The following is a 2,328-nucleotide window of genomic DNA, read 5'->3' on the forward strand; positions in this document are numbered from 1 at the left end:
CTCGCCGCTGTGGGGTGGGGTGCCGCGCGCTGACACCGGTGGAAATCACGCCGAACGCGTGCTGACCGGAATCACGATCCGCGTCACTGTGACTGCACCAGAGGTGGGAACCGAAAATACGCCTGAAAGGGGCCGTGGCCTGCTGTAGGTCCTGCTCAGGTGCGGTCTATCACGAGAGGTTCGGGTGTGGATAGGGTTTGGCAGTCCGGGTGGTGATCTTGCTGGGGTGTCGGGTTGGCGTCGATCGATCGGACCGCTTACCCGCGGTTCAAGCGGGTGGTGTCCGCCCACGAGCTGACCGAGGCGGTCACCCCTACACAGGACGAGGTTGCGTGGGCACGGGGGAAGACTCAGAGCGATCCGCACCTGCTTGCCCCGGCAGTGCGGCTGAAGGCATATCAGCGGCTCGGGTACTTCCCGAAGCTGCGTGACATCCCGGCCGTCGTCGTCGACACCGTGCGTGGCGTGTTGGACCTGCCCGACGAGGTGGGCCCGGAGACCGGCGCCGACCGCACCGCGAAACGCCGCCGCGGGTTCGTCCGCGCATACCTCGGCGTGAAGTACGAGGCGGTCACGAACAAGGCTGAGGCATTCCACGGGTATGCGGAATGGTTGATGATCGGCGGCAAGCTCATGAGCCACAACGACCCCGACCACCTGGAACGGGTCGTGAAGTTCAACGAGCTGCTGGCCAACTGTGCGATCTACTCGGCCGCGCTGGACATCACCGACGTCGCCAACGGCCTGGCCGCCGATGGCTATCCCGTCGACACCGACGACCTGGCCACCATCACCCCGTACATTCAGCACACCATCCGCCGCATGGGCGACCTCATGCTCAATCTCGCCCCACCCGACCACACGCCGGTCACCCGGCTCGACCTGGAACCGCGAGTGCTGTTCGGATCGCCGTGAAGCGTCCGACTCCGTTCGCCCCGTCGCGCAACTCACGGGGATGCCCATATGGTCTGGTCAACGTGTAGCGCGTCGAATCAGGAGGCCCGCGGTTGCCGATCGGCCACCCTGACCAGATGAGCGCGGAGGGCATCGGCGACGACGCCGGGGTTCTCAAGCATCGGGATGTGCCCGACGCCGGGCAGCGTGACCTCTTCGATGTGGTCGGGCAGTTCATCGATCAACCGTTGCATGCATTCGGCACGGGTGAGGAATGTGTCGAACTCGGACAGCATCAACGAGGTCGGCGCGGTAACGAGATGGAGATCCTCGAGCGGGCCATCGCGGAGTCCGGCCAGGAGCATCGTTAGGTAGATGGGACAGTGAGAAACCGCGCGGATCACATTCGTCGCATCCTCCGGGGAGACGGCTGCTGTGTTTCGACTGCAGTTTTGGATCACCGGACGTTGGAAGGCCTCGCGCCTTGCGGCTCGATCGCCGAGCATCCGGGCAACCGCGGCGAGTGGGAACTGCGAGCTGAAGCCCAGTCCGATCCGGAACTCGTTGCGGGAGAATCGCTTCCATCCGCCGCTAGGGTTGATCGCGACGAGGGATCGCGCGCGGCCGCGGCGTTCGAGTTCGAATCCGACCTGGCCGCCGAGCGAGTTCCCCGCGACATGGCAGGTTCCCCAACCGAACTTGTCTAGTTCTCGTTCGATTCCGTCGGCGATGCCGCGCACCCCCAGATCGCGCAGGCGTAGGCCGGGCCCGCCCCAGTGCCCGGGCATCGTCATTGCGAGGACGTCGTAGTCGCTGGAAAGGTCGTCGACAACGTCGTGCCAGACATGGTGCGACAAGGTGAATCCGTGCAGCAGCAGCACCGGTTCGCCTGCCCCAGCCCGGTTTACAGGTTCCATCACCGATCCCCCACGCATCCATCGACTACCCAGTAGTTACAAGAAGTACTCGAAGATCTCTAGGACCGTCAACCAACCGTGTTCACGAGCAGGCTGGCTCGTGACGAGTCGCACGCTTCTCACAAATGACCGGATGTGAGAGTTCTGCGAACGGCCCGATCCGTGCCGCGTTCCTGCAGGTCGCAGTTCGCACAACACCTCTCACAACCTCGGTGTTGTGAGAGGGAGTTCTGCGAAAATCGGGAATGGACCTGACCCCGAAACAGGCCGCCGCCGCGGTCGAACGCCATCCCTGCCCCAAGTGCGAGGCGCCGGCGGGAAGCCGGACACGGGCCGGGAAGAGCGCCGCGAAGTACCACACCGCCCGGTTCATCCTCGTGCCGTGGGCTCGCGCACGGGGCACCCTCGGGGCGGGGGGGGGGGGGGTGGGGCGGGGGGGGCCCGGGGGCGTGTCCCGCCCCGGACTGGTCGGCCACGAGCGGACCGTGTGACCAGCCGTCGGCGGCGATGTGATGGG

At 65.6% G+C, this 2,328-nt stretch carries 2 protein-coding genes; one reads left to right on the plus strand and one right to left on the minus strand.

Going from position 1 to position 2,328, the window contains the following annotated elements; genetic code table 11:
• Positions 1-234: 234 nt before the first annotated feature.
• On the plus strand, positions 235-915 hold the full coding sequence (locus ACFWPJ_RS30700; protein WP_378856691.1) for a Tn3 family transposase: 681 nt from the start codon (positions 235-237) through the stop codon (positions 913-915).
• 77 nt (positions 916-992) lie between these two features.
• Here the strand turns inward: ACFWPJ_RS30700 and ACFWPJ_RS30705 are convergent, their stop codons facing one another.
• Positions 993-1,775 carry an alpha/beta fold hydrolase gene (locus tag ACFWPJ_RS30705; RefSeq protein WP_378856693.1) on the minus strand — a complete coding sequence of 261 codons (783 nt, stop codon included), beginning with the start codon at positions 1,773-1,775 and terminating at the stop codon, positions 993-995.
• Positions 1,776-2,328 lie beyond the last annotated feature (553 nt).

Origin of the sequence: Nocardia sp. NPDC058497 (genome assembly GCF_042720195.1) — a bacterium.
Lineage (GTDB): Bacteria > Actinomycetota > Actinomycetes > Mycobacteriales > Mycobacteriaceae > Nocardia.